The organism is Staphylococcus sp. MZ3 (assembly GCF_018622755.1).
GTDB lineage: Bacteria > Bacillota > Bacilli > Staphylococcales > Staphylococcaceae > Staphylococcus > Staphylococcus aureus.
In genome coordinates this window covers 449,415-467,059 of the sequence record NZ_CP076026.1, presented here as the reverse complement: position 1 = coordinate 467,059, position 17,645 = coordinate 449,415, and the positions used below count along the sequence as shown (strand labels likewise).

General features: G+C 35.3%; 20 protein-coding genes. 6 read left to right on the top strand and 14 right to left on the bottom strand.

Annotated elements, in window-relative coordinates; translation table 11 throughout:
- Positions 1-123 precede the first annotated feature (123 nt).
- The 9 genes from gmpC to KI230_RS02100 form a co-directional block, all read right to left on the bottom strand.
- Positions 124-966 (bottom strand): dipeptide ABC transporter glycylmethionine-binding lipoprotein, encoded by an 843-nt coding sequence (gene gmpC, locus KI230_RS02140; protein ID WP_000825530.1) that lies wholly within the window; start codon positions 964-966, stop codon positions 124-126.
- Positions 967-1,002: 36 nt separating this feature from the next.
- Positions 1,003-1,662: a methionine ABC transporter permease gene (locus KI230_RS02135; protein ID WP_000467991.1), complete on the bottom strand. Its 660-nt coding sequence runs from the start codon at positions 1,660-1,662 to the stop codon at positions 1,003-1,005.
- 3 nt (positions 1,663-1,665) lie between these two features.
- A complete protein-coding gene (locus KI230_RS02130; RefSeq protein ID WP_000569289.1) occupies positions 1,666-2,691 on the bottom strand; it encodes a methionine ABC transporter ATP-binding protein in 1,026 nt (341 codons plus the stop codon).
- A gap of 296 nt (positions 2,692-2,987) precedes the next feature.
- Positions 2,988-4,130 carry a bifunctional cystathionine gamma-lyase/homocysteine desulfhydrase gene (locus tag KI230_RS02125; RefSeq protein ID WP_001036648.1) on the bottom strand — a complete coding sequence of 381 codons (1,143 nt, stop codon included), beginning with the start codon at positions 4,128-4,130 and terminating at the stop codon, positions 2,988-2,990.
- The gene (locus KI230_RS02120; RefSeq protein WP_000634098.1) at positions 4,123-5,028 is read right to left on the bottom strand and encodes a PLP-dependent cysteine synthase family protein; all 906 of its coding nucleotides are present in this window, start codon (positions 5,026-5,028) and stop codon (positions 4,123-4,125) included. Before KI230_RS02120 ends, KI230_RS02125 begins: the two co-directional genes overlap by 8 nt.
- 216 nt (positions 5,029-5,244) lie before the next feature.
- On the bottom strand, positions 5,245-6,582 hold the full coding sequence (locus tag KI230_RS02115) for a sodium-dependent transporter (protein ID WP_000828722.1): 1,338 nt from the start codon (positions 6,580-6,582) through the stop codon (positions 5,245-5,247).
- A 164-nt stretch (positions 6,583-6,746) separates the two neighbouring features.
- Positions 6,747-6,860, bottom strand: coding sequence for a hypothetical protein (locus tag KI230_RS02110; RefSeq protein WP_000510434.1), 114 nt, complete (start codon positions 6,858-6,860; stop codon positions 6,747-6,749).
- Between the two features lie 177 nt (positions 6,861-7,037).
- Positions 7,038-7,772, bottom strand: a complete 735-nt coding sequence (locus KI230_RS02105) for an alpha/beta hydrolase (protein ID WP_001220807.1) — start codon at positions 7,770-7,772, stop codon at positions 7,038-7,040.
- Positions 7,773-7,808: 36 nt separating this feature from the next.
- Complete coding sequence (locus KI230_RS02100) at positions 7,809-8,483, bottom strand: phosphatase PAP2 family protein (protein WP_000565820.1); 675 nt, start codon at positions 8,481-8,483, stop codon at positions 7,809-7,811.
- Between the two features lie 37 nt (positions 8,484-8,520).
- On the opposite strand from KI230_RS02100, the gene KI230_RS02095 reads away from it, so the two are divergent.
- Positions 8,521-8,937 (top strand): hypothetical protein, encoded by a 417-nt coding sequence (locus tag KI230_RS02095; protein WP_001789536.1) that lies wholly within the window; start codon positions 8,521-8,523, stop codon positions 8,935-8,937.
- Between the two features lie 228 nt (positions 8,938-9,165).
- Here KI230_RS02095 and KI230_RS02090 read toward each other — a convergent pair whose 3' ends face one another.
- From KI230_RS02090 to KI230_RS02080, 3 genes are all read right to left on the bottom strand, one after another.
- Complete coding sequence (locus tag KI230_RS02090) at positions 9,166-9,528, bottom strand: Na-translocating system protein MpsC family protein (RefSeq protein ID WP_000831496.1); 363 nt, start codon at positions 9,526-9,528, stop codon at positions 9,166-9,168.
- 161 nt (positions 9,529-9,689) lie between these two features.
- Positions 9,690-12,395, bottom strand: coding sequence for a DUF2309 domain-containing protein (locus KI230_RS02085; protein WP_045177097.1), 2,706 nt, complete (start codon positions 12,393-12,395; stop codon positions 9,690-9,692).
- Between the two features lie 12 nt (positions 12,396-12,407).
- A complete protein-coding gene (locus KI230_RS02080; RefSeq protein ID WP_045177096.1) occupies positions 12,408-13,892 on the bottom strand; it encodes an NADH dehydrogenase subunit 5 in 1,485 nt (494 codons plus the stop codon).
- A 520-nt stretch (positions 13,893-14,412) separates the two neighbouring features.
- Between KI230_RS02080 and KI230_RS02075 the strand changes: the two genes are divergently transcribed.
- From KI230_RS02075 to KI230_RS02060, 4 genes are all read left to right on the top strand, one after another.
- Positions 14,413-14,478: a phenol-soluble modulin PSM-alpha-1 gene (locus tag KI230_RS02075; protein WP_014373781.1), complete on the top strand. Its 66-nt coding sequence runs from the start codon at positions 14,413-14,415 to the stop codon at positions 14,476-14,478.
- A gap of 31 nt (positions 14,479-14,509) precedes the next feature.
- Entirely contained in the window at positions 14,510-14,575 is a 66-nt protein-coding gene (locus tag KI230_RS02070; protein WP_014373780.1) for a phenol-soluble modulin PSM-alpha-2, read from the top strand.
- A 51-nt stretch (positions 14,576-14,626) separates the two neighbouring features.
- Positions 14,627-14,695 carry a phenol-soluble modulin PSM-alpha-3 gene (locus KI230_RS02065; protein ID WP_014373779.1) on the top strand — a complete coding sequence of 23 codons (69 nt, stop codon included), beginning with the start codon at positions 14,627-14,629 and terminating at the stop codon, positions 14,693-14,695.
- Positions 14,696-14,758: 63 nt separating this feature from the next.
- On the top strand, positions 14,759-14,821 hold the full coding sequence (locus KI230_RS02060) for a phenol-soluble modulin PSM-alpha-4 (protein WP_014532416.1): 63 nt from the start codon (positions 14,759-14,761) through the stop codon (positions 14,819-14,821).
- Positions 14,822-15,464: 643 nt separating this feature from the next.
- Here KI230_RS02060 and KI230_RS02055 read toward each other — a convergent pair.
- Entirely contained in the window at positions 15,465-16,667 is a 1,203-nt protein-coding gene (locus KI230_RS02055; protein WP_001062998.1) for a GTP-binding protein, read from the bottom strand.
- Between the two features lie 118 nt (positions 16,668-16,785).
- Here KI230_RS02055 and KI230_RS02050 point away from each other — a divergent pair, with 118 nt between their 5' ends.
- Positions 16,786-17,046, top strand: a complete 261-nt coding sequence (locus KI230_RS02050; protein ID WP_001798389.1) for a hypothetical protein — start codon at positions 16,786-16,788, stop codon at positions 17,044-17,046.
- A 289-nt stretch (positions 17,047-17,335) separates the two neighbouring features.
- Here KI230_RS02050 and KI230_RS02045 read toward each other — a convergent pair whose 3' ends face one another.
- On the bottom strand, positions 17,336-17,632 hold the full coding sequence (locus KI230_RS02045; RefSeq protein ID WP_000074800.1) for a hypothetical protein: 297 nt from the start codon (positions 17,630-17,632) through the stop codon (positions 17,336-17,338).
- Positions 17,633-17,645: the final 13 nt, after the last annotated feature.

The following is a 17,645-nucleotide window of genomic DNA, read 5'->3' as shown; positions in this document are numbered from 1 at the left end:
AATTTCATAATATTTCACTATAAAATGATTACAATCCCTTTCTCTATTGGAAATAATTTTATTCTCCAACAATAACGCCCTACAAACATAAGCATGAACTTTGCTTGTAGGACGCAATATAATTTATTTTGCTAATGACGTTTCTATTGCCTTAATCTCATCTTTAGATAAATTAACAGGTTTCTCTCCATCTTTGACATCTTCCTGCAACGCTTTTTGAGCTTCTTTTGAATGATACAATTCTACGATTTTAGCATATGTTTTGTTATCCAAGTCTTTGTCATTAACTGCAACAATATTAATATATGGCTTTACAGCATCTGAATTTGATTTTTCTAAAAATATCGGATCATTTTTAGGGTCTTTCCCCGCTTTAGTTGCTACACCGTTATTAATAACTGCAATATCGACATCAGATAAAGCACGCGCAGTTTGCTGTGCATCTACTGCAGTAATTTTTAAATGTTTTGGATTTGACGTTATATCTTTCACTGTACCTGCTAATCCGAAATCTTTTTTCAGTTTTATTAAACCAGCTGCTTCTAATAGTTTAAGTGCACGTGCTTGGTTTGATACATCATTTGGAATGACAACTTTAGCACCATCTTTAACCTTTTTGACATCTTTAATTTTATCTGAGTAAATGCCCAACGGTGCTAAAACTGTTGTACTCAATGCTGAAATCTTTGTTCCTTTATGTGCCTTCTTATACTGATCTAAAAATGCAAAATGTTGGAATGCATTCATATCAATATCACCATCGTTTAATGCTTTATTCGGTAAATTGTAATCGGAAAAGTGCTTAATCTCCACATCAATATCATCTTTTTTAGCTAATTCTTTAACCTTCTCCCAAGCCTTAGTGTCATTTGATGCGACACCAATTGTTACTTTTTTATCATTGTTACTACCACACGCTGCTAATAATACAAGTGCTACGATAACTAACCCAATCAATCTTTTCATTCTATCAATTCCTTTCAAAATCTTCACTATATATCATTAATGTCTACGTATGAATCTAGCTAGGACATTCCCTAGCGTTTGAATCACTTGGACAATAATGACTAATACAATAACGGTAATAATAATGACCGTCGTATCAAATCTTTGATAACCATACACTAAAGCTAAGTCTCCTATACCACCACCGCCAACAGCTCCTGCCATCGCCGTACTTCCAATAAGTCCAATAATCGCAGTGGTAATTGCTAATACTAATGAACCTAACGCTTCAGGAATTAAAAAATATCTAATGATTTGTAGTGGTGAAGCGCCCATCGCTTTCGCCGCTTCAATAATCCCCTCGTCTACTTCTAATAATGAGTTTTCAACAAGTCTTGCAATGTAAGGTGCCACATATACTGTTAAAGGCACGATGGCAGCAGTCGTACCAATTGAAGTACCTACTACTAATTTTGTGAATGGTACAATCGCAATTAACAAAATAATAAATGGTAGTGACCTTAAAATATTGATTATAGGATTTAAAACTTGATGTATCACTATATTCGGCCATATGCCTTGTTTTCGAGTAATTACCAATAAGACACCTAATGGAATACCAATCACTGCTCCTAAAAATAAAGCAATAGATACCATATATAGCGTTTCGTACAATGCTTGTAATAACTGTGCACTGTCTAAATCAGAACCAAACATATGTTAATGCACCTCCTCAAATTGAATATTTTTCTCTTTGAAATATTGATTTATTGCCGTGTCATCAAATTGTTGATCCATATTAAATCGAAGCCACATATAACATACGGTGTTACCTTGTATTTCTGACATAGATGAAAATAAAATTTTAACCTCTCTGCCACAAATTTGAATCAAGTCATTTATAATCGGTTGTGTCACCTGAGTTTCCTCGACGAAGATTTTATAATCTTTAAAATCGCCAACTTGTTCGTCATTCAATCGACGAATCAATGATGTACTTGGCTCAGTCTGTATAACTGTAGACACAAAATTTTGAGCAATCGTCGTTTTAGGATGACTAAACACCTCTTTAACAGTTCCTGTTTCAACCACTTGACCCTTTTCCATTACAGCAACACGATTACAAATGTCTTTAATAACGCGCATTTCATGTGTAATCATCATAATTGTAATGCCAAAGGTTTGATTGACATTCTTTAATAACGTCAATATCGAAGCAGTCGTTGCTGGATCCAATGCGCTTGTTGCTTCATCGCATAGGAGTATTTTCGGATTAGTAACAAGCGCTCTTGCAATAGCCACCCTTTGCTTCTGCCCACCAGATAATTCTTCAGGAAATTGGTCTTTTTTATCACTCAATCCTACAAATTCAAGCATTTCCGTTACTCGTTGCTTAATTTCTGTTTTGCTTTTCTTACTTAAAATGAGTGGCATTGCTACATTTTTAAATACGGTAGCTGAATTTAATAAATTGAAATGCTGAAATATCATACCGATATCTTTCTTAATATCCCTCATCATTTTATCGCTATAATTCGTAATATCATGTCCATCTACAATCACTTGTCCATTCGAGGCAGCTTCAAGATGATTCACGAGTCTTACCAACGTACTTTTTCCTGCACCACTATATCCAATCACACCAAAAATATCATTGCGATTGACCGTAAATGATACGTCCTTCAAAGCATCTATTTTTTGCTTCTTTTTATTAAAGGTCTTACTTACCTGTCGAAACTCAATCATGCAAAGCCCCCTCCTTCAAATTCTTATCATTCCACTAGGAATAAAAGCATTATATGTAAAATTGCATATATCGTCAATACAATTTGCCGAATTTTCTAAAAAATTAAAAAATAAGCAATTCATGTGACAATGACGAATTGTGAGACTACTATGACATTTATCAAATTAAATCCATACAAATGTCCACCAAACCTCCATAACTCAATCACGAATGATTAACATCGCACAAAAAAAGCACTAGCATATTCAAGAACAACAAACGTTGAACTCAAAATATATGCCAGTGCTGCTATTATTTATAACGTATCTAGTGCTTGTTTTAAATCATCGACTAAATCTTCAGTATCTTCAATACCTACAGAAATTCTTACAAGTCCGTCTGTAATACCTTCTTTAGCTCGAATATCTGCTGGAATGGATGCATGTGTCATCAATGCAGGTACTGAAATTAAACTTTCCACTGCACCTAAACTTTCAGCTAATGTGTAATACGATGTTGCTTTAATCAATTGTTTGGCACTTTCTGTATTTTTCACTTCAAATGCAATCACACCTGTATGGCCATCCGCTTGAGCCATATGGACATCATGATTTAAATGACTTTCAATACTTGGATGGAACACTTGTTGCACAGCTGGATGTGCTTGTAACATTTTAATAATTTCAATAACACTGCGATTAATTTGTTCCATACGTAAACCTAATGTTTTAATACCCCTCACAAGTAAATAGCTATCTTGAGGTCCTAAAATGCCACCTGTTGAATTTGAAATAAATGCTAAACGTTCTGCAAGCTTGTCATCCGATGTTGCAACTAAACCAGCAACGACATCACTATGTCCACCTAAATATTTCGTTGCAGAATGCAAGACAATATCGATGCCTAAATCTAATGGATTCTGATAATAAGGTGTCATAAATGTGTTATCAACGACTGAAATCAAACCGTGTTCTTTCGCAATTTCAGCAGACTTTTTAATGTCAGTAACACGTAATAATGGATTAGAAGGTGTTTCAATAAACAACATCTTTGTTGTTGGGCGTATCGCTTGTACAATTGAATCTGTATGCGTTGTATCTACAAAATCCACTTCAATGCCAAATCGTGTAAATACTTTTGTCAATGCGCGATAAGTACCGCCGTATACATCTGAATTTAAAATAATATGATCACCTTTGTCCAACAGCATAACAACTGCACTGATAGCTGCAACACCTGAACTAAACGCAAAGCCATGTTTGCCATTTTCTAATGCCGCAATAACGCTTTCTACAGAACTTCTTGTTGGATTCGCAGTACGAGAATATTCATATCCTTGACGTAAATCACCAATATCATCTTGTAAATATGTACTTGTTTGATAAATTGGTGTAGTAACTGCACCTGTATAGTCGTCCGTTGTGTGTCCACCGTGAATTAATTTAGTTTTCTTATTCATAATCATTCTCCTCATAATTAAATATTTGCTTAGACATATATCGATCGCTACCATCTGGAAATACGACAACAATCGTACCTTCAGATAATTGCGCTTTTAAATTCAATGCACCTTGTAATGCTGCACCTGAAGAACTGCCTACTAACAACCCTTCATTTATAGCCAAACTTTTGACATTTCGAAAGGCATCTTGATCTTTAATCGTAAATATCCCATCTACAAGACGTCTCTCTAAAAATATCGGCCATTTCTCAGAACCGATACCTTCAGTGTCATGTGCATGAGCTGGCCCTCCATTTAACACGGACCCTTCTGGCTCAACGGCATAACATTGCACGTGATGTTGCTTTAAATAACGTGCGGTACCTGTAAATGTACCGCCAGAGCCAATACCAGCCACAAAATAATCAATTTGCTGTAATGCTGAAGTCAATTCGGGTCCCAATGTATGAAAATATGTATCCGGATTATGTTCGGATTCAAATTGATTCATATAAACGGCACCATATTTTTCAGCATAGGAACGTGCAGCTAATTGTGCCCCATGCATACCTTCAGACTGACTCGTCCTTGAAACATCTGCACCAAGCGCTATCATAATATTAATCTTTTCTTCTGAAAAACCATACGGCGCAAAGATCTTACATTTTAAATGATGTCTATTCGCTGCAATAGCTAACCCTATGCCTGTATTACCAGCAGTCGCTTCAACAATAGTTTGACCTGCACGCACACGCCCTTCTTGAATTGCCTTCTCTACTAAATATTTCCCGAGTCTGTCTTTAACACTGCCTCCAGGATTCCATTGTTCAAGCTTGGCATAAATTTTAACTTTATCATCACTATAATGTTCTAACAGTACTAATGGTGTATTGCCAATTAAATCATAAGTAATCATAGATGCACCCTCATCTGACATGCCGATCAAATGAATGAAACCTTTCTTCATGTCTCAATTTTAATTCTTACTTTTCAGATAAGAATTATAAACGACATTTTGTTATTTTGCAATTATCTAAGTTTCGATTAATTCAGAACCAGTACTAACTTTTCAATTCCAAACAAAAAAACACCTGAGCAACACAAATACTTGTGTGTCAGATGCTTCTATATATTAACTAAATAATTGCACGATAAAGACTAAAATAATAACGACAGGCATCGCATACTTAATTAAGTAATACCAACCACTGAATAATCTAAATCGATCTTTACCAAAATATTGTTGTAATAATTTTTTATCTAATAATTGTCCTACGACAAGCGTAGTACCTAATGCGCCTAATGGCATCAATACATTCGAAACGATGAAATCCATATTATCAAAAATCGTTCCCGCACCGAATCTTACATCTTTTAAGATACCAAAAGATAAGGTTGCTGGAATACTAATGATAAATACTAAAATACTACCGATCACTGCGACTTTTTTACGTTTTGTATTGTCATTCTTCGTGAAGTTAGAAACATTTAATTCTAATAAAGAAATAGATGACGTTAAAGCCGCAAATAAGAACAGCACTAAGAATCCCAAATAGAATAATGTGCCTAGATGCATTTGACTAAAGACCATTGGCAGTACTTTAAATAATAATCCAGGCCCTTCTTGTGGTTCATAGCCAAAACTATGTAACGCCGGAAATATAGCTAGACCTGCCAATACAGATACAAAGATATTCATAACAACGATAGAAATAGCTGATGACTTAATCGTCATGTCTTTAGAGGCATAACTCGCATAAGTAATCATACCTGTAGTTCCTAATGATAACGTAAAGAATGATTGGCCTAGCGCAAACAAGATACCGTCAGCAGTAATCTCTGACACTCTTGGTTGTAAAATAAATTTCACACCTTCTAAGGCGCCATCTAATGTTAAAGACTTAATCACAATGATGATTAAAAAGACAAACAGCAATGGCATCATAACTTTCGATGCCTTTTCTAATCCTTTTTCAACACCTAACATGACAATAATCATCGTAGCGAATATGAATATACCTTGCCCTAGAACAGTTAACCAAGGATTTGATATTACCGCTTCAAAATTCATTTCTTGGAGATGATTGATGCGTTGAAATATAACTAATTGCCATAATACTTGTCCGATGTAAATGACAATCCAACCACCGATAACACTATAGAAGCCAAATAAAATAAACACGGCCAAATTACCGTTCCAGCCAATGATATTGAGCCATTTTTTACCAGTTAATTTACTATATATTTGTGTTGTATATGTCCGTCCCATTTTCCCAACAGTGAATTCCATAATGAGTAATGGTAACCCAACAAAAATGGTGAATATTAAGAACATAGCTAGAAAGGCACCGCCGCCATAAATCCCTGCCATATATGGGAATTTCCACATGGCACCAAGACCGATTGCAGAACCCGCACTAGCTAAAATAAATCCAGTTGATGACTTCCATTGTGATTGTTGTCTTTTCATCATTCACATCTCCTTTAAAGCGTTAAAGCGTCTACGTGTTTAAGTAACACTCTAACATGTATGTAAATAACATGCAATACACCTGCATCAAAATTGTTTCATTAATACGGTAGCGCCTGGATTTATCATAATATAGTCAACTCTTGTAATGTGTTGTCATTACGCTACATTAAAATTCCTGGTTCAACGCTGTATACGTGCGCCAATATCTCGCCACATACAACACCATCTATATCCCCAACATCTCGCCACATAACAACTTCAGGTGCAATGCCCATAAAATGCCCACAACATTACAATACAAATCAACTTCTGGTATAACTCCATAATATTTCCACGACATCACACTAAAAATTAACTTTAGTTAAGTTCCCTATACTATCACGCCACAAAAAACACTCAAATGACAAATATAATAACATCGTCACTCAAGTGTTAATTTTTAAAATCTTCAATTATGTTAAAGCATTGAAAAAGCGAATAACATTTTCTTCTAAAATATCTCTGCCTTCTCCATGCGTCATTAAATGATGCGAATCCTTCAGACCATTTAATTCTTTGTCTACTGATCCTAAATGTTCATAAATAAAATGTGCACTTGTTTCATAGGATGGCGCATCTTTACCACCAAATAATATATTAGCTGGCATTTTAATAACATTTAAATTTGTCATGATATCATCAATAAAATGTTGAAACTTCGTAATTTCACCTTCATAATCATCAATTGCTGCTAATTGCGCACTCGATGCTTGCTGATCTAAATTTAAAATATCCGACATGCGTTGACTATAATAAACTAAATGTTCTATTAAACCATCGTCACTCTTTTCCTTTGGTGCTGACATGACAGCGATACGTTTCAAAGGATAGTGTTGCGCCAATTTTAATGTCATTAATCCACCTAAAGACACACCCGTTGCACTGATAGATTCATAACCTTCATTGACTAAAAATTGGTAAGCTTTCTCAACTTCTTCCCACCAATCATCTACATTATATGTCATGAAATCTTTCAACAGTAAGCCATGACCTGGATAATTCGGTGCATAACAACTAAATCCTTGGTCATTTAACTCAGCTGCAAGATGCTTCACATCCCGATTTGTACCTGTAAATGAATGTAATAATAATATCGCATGTCCATTTGTGCCTTTTAAATAAGATGGACTCGGTGTTTTAATTCTCATTTTTCTATATACCTCCACTATGTCTAAAGATGTTTGCTAAACGCGTTGTCGTCGATGATTAATAAAGTATGGGTATACCATTAAGAATAACGCTACCCAAATGATTGCTAGTGACGTGCCGCCAATGACATCTGAAAAGTAATGCGCATGAAAATAAAGGCGACAAAATAATATGCTAAGCCATAATATTCCCATAACTAGCGCACTCAACACTTTTGTTATTGTCTTAGCAGCAAGTGAAATAATTATGATCATTAAAGCGAAATATAATAATGTGCTGGCGTTGGAATGTCCACTTGGAAATGAAAAGCCTGTATCAACGGCTAAATGATTATATGGTCTTGGACGTAAAACAGTATCTTTAATTAATTTGTTCATGATGACACCTGAAACCAAATATGTCACAAACCAAACCGCTAAATGCCTCTGTTTAATAAACAGTATGATTGTGACGATAATGGAAATCAACACGACACCTTTGACATCTCCAATTTCCGCACTAAACGTCATATAGTAATTAAATAAATTGTTAACATACTGACGTTGTGGCTCACCGAAATAATCTGTAAACCATGTTAATGATCCCATATCTATATTTTTAAGCCATTCTTGATTTGTCACTACACTGTAAAACATACCTATAAATACAATCAGCGCGATTAAAAATAAAGGCACTGTCATTTTCGGTGATGTTAATTTTTTATCTATCATCTTACAATCTCCTCGTATCATCATTTTCATTTTACAAATGTTATCCATAATATCAATGTGCCACAAATTTCACTTTACCGACAATATCAAAATTATAAAGTTCATATTGTTATGTATATTGCAAATAAAACATTGTATAATTGAAATAACAATATTTTGCTATTTTCAATTTAGTACGATCTATATTTATTATACAGAGGGGGTAAGGCGTATCAATAGAGTTATTTTTGTCTATATAGCGTTAATCATTACATTAGTTAGATTCTTTACCCCTATTCATCCATCGTTTTCAAATTTGATTTACTGGATATTTGTATTATATTTTATTCCTATTATACTATGCGTTATCGGTTTCAAGGCCGAAAAACTTATTGCAACAATGGTCATTATACCTAATTTTTTAGGCATACTTTATCGATTATATGCCTACGTCACACATATACTCTTTATGTAAAAGGATAGTGGGCATGTCTCGCAACAAATATGCTTGCGTCGACTTGTCACCATTCGCAAATTTTATGACATACGCCTTTCACGGGCTATATTCAGACCCACGCATTCATCCACGTAATAAACACATCATATAATAGAAAAACAGCACACCCAAATATATGGCGTTGCGCTGTTTAACCAAACATACTTCTATAGCTTTAATAAGCCAACAAAAGCATACCTAACCTTCTTAAATATGCTTTTCCAAATTATCCTCAAGTTTGAATACGATAATACGTTCACCTGTAACTGTACTTAAATCACTGTGGAAGCTCATCACTTTGATACCTGTAATTTTAAGAATGATATCATTCAAATCTTGCTCACCGGATTCAACTAATTCAGAACGTGTTCGTTTAATATTTAGTAATCCTTCATTCGTACTACACACACGATATTCTGCTGGCGTTAAGATACCTTGTAAACTAATAATCACCATATCTCTTAAAATGTCTGATTTAACCGACAAGGAACCTCTGCCAAGGAAATCTTTTTCCCATTGCGTAATGGCTTTACTGATTTCAGCTTCGATTTCACCTTTCGTTCTTTTCATATCACTAACTCCAATAATATTAAAATTGATTATTTCATCTTTGTATCGTTATCACGACATCAACTATTACATTAAGTTTATCATTTTTAGTATATTTTAAGAAGCTAGAACATTGTAGATATGATGATATATTAGTTACTTAGCATCGCAACATTTCATCGTTAAATCCAACTTTTAAAACGCCCTTCCTCATTAACGCTCATTAAACGCAGCCAATGATTAGACACCTTCCTAGCGAAATGCTCATTATTCGCGAGTAGTCTAGCTACAACATAGTCGGGTGCCTGAATAACGACAAGTAAACGAATTGGCGAATGATACATCGTCCGATCAGCAGCCATAACAGATTGCCATGATAAGCCATACATCAGATCACTCGCATTACCTTGCATGACACCAACACCTGACGTGACGGTTTGTGTCGCTTTATTCCCACTTCCGTAAAAATGCGGCGCAACTGTCGACGCATAATATTGTAAATTAATCCATTGTGCCACAAGCGCCGGACCAGAAATGATGGTATTTAACAATGTGCCATCTTTATCTTTACGCCAATCATAATTGTGTAAAAATGTCCGCCCTTCTAAATCAATGCCTTTTGTTAATTGGCGTCGTCCAATTATAAATGATGCATTTTTAGCCAAGCCCCATTCTGGACGTACCTCACTCCAATCACTTGCAAACCGCTGTGCTTCTTCCACTGGATGATTCACACGACCAATCGTTGGCAGTTTGTCCAAACGTTCGCGATTCGCTTGTTCAGAAATCATCGGCATCGCGTCATTCAATGATTCATATGCATCTAGAGCTAAAGCTGATAATGTGTCTGGCACATATACCCATGCCAACGTATCAGTAGACGTATGATGTTCTGCTGCCGCAAAAACAGTTGTCTCTGGAATATACACGCCTGCTTGTTTTAATCCTTGTCTGACATTTGGACGATTACATATCATCGCTAATAACTTAGCATTAAAACCGCTTGATGCGCCACCACAAGCCCCACATTCAAGTGATGCATGATGTGGATTATTGTGAGAATGACTAGCATGACCTGCTAACACAACGAACGGCGCAAATGCTTCGGTTAAATCCATCAATTTCAACGCTTGTAACGCGAAATCAATTTGCTCTTGCTCAGTAAATCCAACAGGTAAGTCTGATGTTCGGTCAAACTCACGATCAATCGTTAACTTTGTTTCAGGCTTTTTCAACCATTTTTGTTTTATTTTTTGTAAAGACGCGCGACTTTTTCTAGGCATAATCGAATTGACAATGGTACTCAAGCTTAAAAATGGCCCACTTAATTCAGGCAATAACAGACTAGGCATGACATTATTTTTCATCAATTTAAATGTGTAAAACATCGATGACATTGTCTGTTGCTGTTGTCGATAAACATTCATATCGTAGCGGTCTGCAAATTCTTTAATGCGATATGCCGGCGGTACCATGACAGGTAATGAATCATGTTTGAATTGTTCGTCGACGGCATCTTTTTGAATAGGTAATCCAAAGAAACCTGCAATACCAATCGTTTCAAAGGGCCCTGCTGCTTCGATATGTCTACGAAATGGTTCTGAACGAACATCTATACAAAATGCAATTTGCGCTTTCGTTGATGTGCCCACCTGATTTAGCTCGCTATTATTTTCATCAACTGCTTGTGCGTCATTTAACAATACTGAATGTGGCTGATTAGCGTTATCATTTTCTGAGACATTTACTTGGTTTGCATCTAATGCGCCCGCCACACTTTCATGACCTGCTTTAATTTTTTGTTTTAACTGAGATTCGTATGTCATTTCCCAGGCAATTAGCCATAAATTTTTAAATACATTTTTATTCATAGTTGCTGCAAAATGAATAAACGTTTGAATTTCATTGACGTCATGTTGTAGTAATACATCGCTAGGCATATCACTGTAGTAACACAATGATGCAACAGTTTGCTTAAACCAATTTTCCGATCTACTTTCACAATCTTTAGTGACTGACTTAAACTCATCACCAACTAGCAATTGTTCGACAACTAACCGAATTGCCAAATAATCCGTTAACAAATGTTGTTCAAAGTGATGCTGTTGTGAACGGTAATATAACATACCTGCCCAACCCGGTAACGCCAAAAGATGTCCTTCAACATAAGCTTGGTAGTCTTCCTGATCTATTGAAAAATGAGTTAATACTGACTCTATCGTCATTTCAGGATCATTGGGTAAGCCTTTAATCACTTGGCGCTGTGCTTTAGTAAAACTATGGTCATGTTGCGCTAAATGCAACCATGCATGGTAAAAACTTTGCTCACGCTTCGGCATTGTCCAACTCGATAGAAATTGATCGATATAAAGTTTCGTCCATTTAATCATTTGACGATTCACTTGTTCGCTAAGTGGCTCACCTTGTTCATCTATTATTGCATCACTCATCGGACGTACATCATAGTGATGATATGATTCAGCCATATCACGTTTTGATTTTTCTAATAGTAGATCAGCAACAACATCAACATTTGAATGATCCATATATGATGCAGGTACGTCTTTTAATGTTTTAATGTTATCAATATAAAGATTGATGTAGTGTTGCGGGATATTGTAGTAATGTTCAAGTAACATATCAGTAACAAGTTGATTAAAGACACTTTCATCTAATTCACCACGTGCCACAGCGCTTTCTATTAATGCTTTATTTGGGAAAATATCCACATCTCGAACGTCACGTAACCATTTTGCGACATCTTCAAACGTATCCGCTTCTAATCCTTCCCATGGATTTCGTGCTGCAAAAATCGAAATCGGTGATAATGGTGTAATAACACGTTTCGCATTTTCAATGACTGAATTGATATTTAACTGTGTTGTCATACCTTTCACCTCCTATAAATACTTCTTCAAATAATTCGGATGACTTTCTATCGCTTTCGAGCGTGCTTCACCTAAATTAACTAACCACACGTACAATACCGCAAAAGTCTTAGAGTATCGATGACGCGCTACCCAAATACTTAATAAACTACCAAAGATTAAAATGACAACACTAATGATGACACTCACTGTAGGCGGCGTTGTCGCATGTGTTGTTATATTTTGTAATACATCGTAAAAATAATTATGTGTGATGATGTAGATAAATGTCACAATTGAAATCAAAATCATGCCAACCAGACGTGCCATACGCCCTTTACTAAAGGCTACCATTTGATTCCAAGATACAAGTAATGACCATGCTAGAATGAGTGCACTTAACACTTCATATGCACTTCTGTCACTACTCATCCAAAACAGAAATGCCACGATAATAGCTAATACACGTCCCATGACAATCCAGCCATAAGCGTCTTTAGCAGATGCTTGTTTTGGAATATTGAATCGCTTCACGATAGAACCTGATTGTAAAAATAATGTTGCTTTAAAAATACCGTGCAATATTAAATGAATAATCGCTGCTGAATAGACACCTAGCGCACACTGAACTAACATAAAGCCCATTTGACTCATCGTAGAGCCGACTAACTGTCTTTTGTAGTCCACTTGAACCAAGCTAATACCCGATCCTAACAATACAGAAATACTAGAAAGGATAAGTAATAATGATAACGCAAATCCATTATCAAATATCGGCGCAAAACGAGTTAGAATAACACCACCTGCATTCACAATTCCTGCATGCATAATTGCCGATACTGGCGTTGGTGCTGTTACAGATTCAATCAACCATCGATGAAATGGAAATTGTGCTGCTGGTATCATGACAGCTAATACAAGTAGTACATTCGTCAACAATGACCATGTCGAATTAGACATATGTTGAGGCACGCGCCACTCGCCAGTCGCAATATAAATAGTTACAATTGCTCCAACGAATGCAAGCCAACCACATAAAAATGTCATGCTTGATAATTTCGCAGACTCACGTGGCACTTTCCAAAAACGATTAACGTTCATCAGCAGTGTTAAACATAATAATGTCATACCCCAGCAGAGTGCCATCAGTCTTAAGTCTTCAGACATCCATGCTAAAGATGCAAACGACGTAATCGCAGTGAACAATGGAAAGTAATGTCTATAATGATGATCACCTAGTAAATATCGCATTGAAAACTTTTGAATAATAAAGCCAAGCGCCATTACAAAGCCAGCTAATAACCAAGATAAACGATCTATTTTAAATGGGCCTAAGACATGTTGACCATGAATACCGAAAAAGCCAATGACTGCAAATAATACTGGCATGACTAGTATGTATAAATGTAATTTAATATATCTCATTGGCATAACTGGTGCTAAAAACAACAAGCCACTTATCAATGCAATGATAAGCGCAATAACAAACAGTGAAAATAGCAATTGAAAACTTAACACTGCATAACCTCCTTATTTCTAATCTCTCGCATAATTGCTTATGTATAAAAATAAAAACCTACAATAGTAGATTCTGTACATAATGGCAGAAAATTTACTATTGCAGGTTTCAGTTTAACTAGACACTGCATCACGGTACGTTGATATACCTTGTTGCAGTGTTCTCTTTAAGCGTGCTCCCATGCACATATGTATATAAAATGTTACTTCTGTCTGTTCAATTCATCTTCATAAATATGCTTTGCCTAGACGAGACCTAACGTGTTATTCGTTTTAAACTTATAACATAAAATATAATTAAATTTCTGCTTCATGTCAAATTCATGAGCTTAACCTCTATTAAACCAATGATTGTAAAGATTTTGTAAATGCACCTGTACAGTTAGGCAGTATTTCCCGTCCTTTTAAAATAAAAAATTCGCAGTTATGATCATAACAATTCAAGTTAGGAAAAAAATCAATTACGCACAAGATAACTATGTACAATGAAGTTAACTCATAAGCAAAGGAGGTAATCTTAATGGGTATCATCGCTGGCATCATTAAAGTTATCAAAAGCTTAATCGAACAATTCACTGGTAAATAAGATTTCATAACAAACAAAGGAGGTCTTTCACATGGGTATCATTGCAGGAATCATTAAATTCATTAAAGGATTAATTGAGAAATTCACTGGTAAGTAAGTTATAAAAATCTCATAGATATGAACATCTTATTTGAAGGGGGCCATTCACATGGAATTCGTAGCAAAATTATTCAAATTCTTTAAAGATTTACTTGGTAAATTTTTAGGTAACAACTAATCTCAAACATTAACGATCAACAACTCATCACTATGTTAAATCAACATACAGGAGGACAAAACGATGGCTATTGTAGGTACTATCATTAAAATCATCAAAGCAATTATCGACATTTTCGCAAAATAATTTAAGCGAATTGAATACTTAAAATTCTCAGGCCACTATGCCAATAGGGATGGTGGCTTTGCTTTGTGTTGATTTATTGATGTGAGGTTAGTCTTGTTAGTTTGTTGCAAATAAATGGTCTTGTTTTTTTTGTATAGGATGTTCTTGGTGGGACGTACGGAATATTCGTGATCTTTGGAGTCTGACGCGTTATATTTTTGTGGCGTGTTTTATGTTTGATACTCGAGGTCTGAGACATTCATGATTTGGCGTGCGAAATCTTAATGATTTTCATGATCTAGCGCAAGATATATTGGCCACGTACGGAATTGCGTTGCACGTTTAGACTGAAACACTCGTGTGACCGTAAGCGGTAATAGTACATTGATAGCTACATTTACTCCACTCATTTTTATGACCGTTAAACAATGATTGTGCTTTCATTTGATGATTATCATTTTTCATCAACGTAAATATAAAAAGGACTAAGACACATACATGTCCTAGCCCTATGGATAAAATGCAAATTTCTGCTTTATCAAAACTATCACACTTTAGATAGATTGAAAACAAAAAGATCCTAAGAACATCTTAACTTTTTATTAATTGTCATAAATTGCAAACAATTAAGCCACAATTTAAAAATGATTATACTTCATTCAACTTATCGTGCTGGTCTAATTTGCCATTGATATGGATCTTCAAATTGTTGCCAATCTGCATCAATTTCTTGCGCATTGACTAAGCATGCATCGAGTTCTTTTGTTAATTTTTCTTCATCTAATTCTGTACCAATAATGACAAATTGTGTATGACGATCGCCATATTCTGGATCCCATTCAGCTGCGACATCTTGACGTTCTGCTAATATTTGTGTTTGTTGCGCTTCAGACATACTAGCCACCCAATATGTAACTGGGTGAATATTGCAAGATGACCCTGCTTGAGATAATAAACATGCTACATGATTGTATTGTGCTAGCCATACGATACCTTTTGATCGAACGACATTATTTGGCATGGTTTCTAACCAATCATTGAACCTTTTAGCATGGAAAGGAAGTCGACGTTTATATACAAACGATGATATACCATATTCTTCTGTTTCAGGTGTATGCGATGCATGCCCACCAGACTCAAGTTCTTTGATCCATCCTGCTGACTCGCTCGCTTTTTCAAAATCAAAACGCTGCGTATTTAAGACTTCTTTTAAATCTACTTCAGAATTTGTTGTCTTAATGATTTTAGCAGTCGGTTGCAATGCGCTTAACACTTTTTCTAACTTTGCAAGTTCTTCTTCACTAATTAAATCAATTTTATTAATAATCAATACATCACAAAATTCAACTTGGTCAATTAATAAATCAGCAATCGAACGTTCATCTGTTTCATCAACGCTTTGATCACGATCCATCAATAAATCTTCTGAGTTGATGTCATGTACGAAGCGGTTAGCATCAACAACTGTAACCATTGTATCTAAACGGCAAATCGCTGTAAGATCAATGCCAAGTTCATCATCAATATATGAGAAAGTTTGTGCAACAGGTACTGGCTCTGAAATCCCTGTTGACTCAATAACAATTTGATCGATGCCACCTTTTTTCACTAAACGCTCAACTTCTTTTAATAAATCATCTCTAAGTGTACAACAGATACAACCATTAGAGAGTTCGACTAATTTTTCATCTGTACGCGATAGTCCCCCACCATCTGCGACAAGATCTTTATCGATATTGACTTCACTCATATCATTTACAATTACCGCGATACGTCGACCTTCTCGATTTTGTAAAATATGATTTAACAACGTTGTCTTCCCCGAGCCTAAATAACCACTTAATACCGTAACTGGAATTTTAGCCATATATATACCCTCACTTCAATTTATTTGTAAATAGGAATAATTACGTTTTACATTATATAGGAGCGTTTCCTCTTTCGCAATCTTCGATAATAAAAAAATAGTATACTTAATTAAATTATTGAGCACTTTACTTTATAATGGAGACAAAGATATATCTCACGAAAGAGAATCGAGGTGTATAAACATGCTATTTGTCATTTTAGTTTTATATGTCATTGGTATTGCATTTATTCTACTCAGTGTTTTTGGTTCAAAGACTGAAGGATTATCTACGAAACATACTTTATATACCATTGGCAGTGCTATTATAACGATTGCTATTTTCATTTCAATTGGCTATGCCATTCAATACTTAACTGCAGCGCTTTATGGTTTGTAAGGTGAGGATGATTTATGGCAAGTAGTTCGGTCGATGTTGACTTGCGTTGATTTTGATAAAGTGGTCATAGCTTTTGGTACTTGAGGATTTTTATTGTTGCTGTTACGAATGTGGTCATGTTTAATGCGGGACAGTAATTTAAGTTGTTTTTTTACAATTGAGAGTGTGATATGTCCATTCGGTTCGAATTACTTTACATGGGAATAAAATAAATTAAAAAGAAGCGGCCTAGAGTCAGTTGTGAATATACTGAACATTGGTCGCTTTATTTAGTAGTATGATATGTAGTTTAGCTATTAATTTTTTTCAGGTCATCCTTAATGCTGTCAATCTCAGACATGGCACTTTTAACCCAATCTCCTTGAGCTGCACCTTTAAAATTAGCTTTAAAAGCTTCGCAATGCTGCGCCATTTGTTCAATCAATACTTTTTCTTCACCTTTTAATTCATTTTCAATATTTTTCTGTTTTTTCTTATGTTCAGGTGCAATAACTGTGCGAATATTTACTTTTTGAGCATCCTTTATCATTGACGATATACTCGGTACTATATCCGGTCCTATAACTGGTCCTACCATTGGACTCATTTAATCTCCTCCA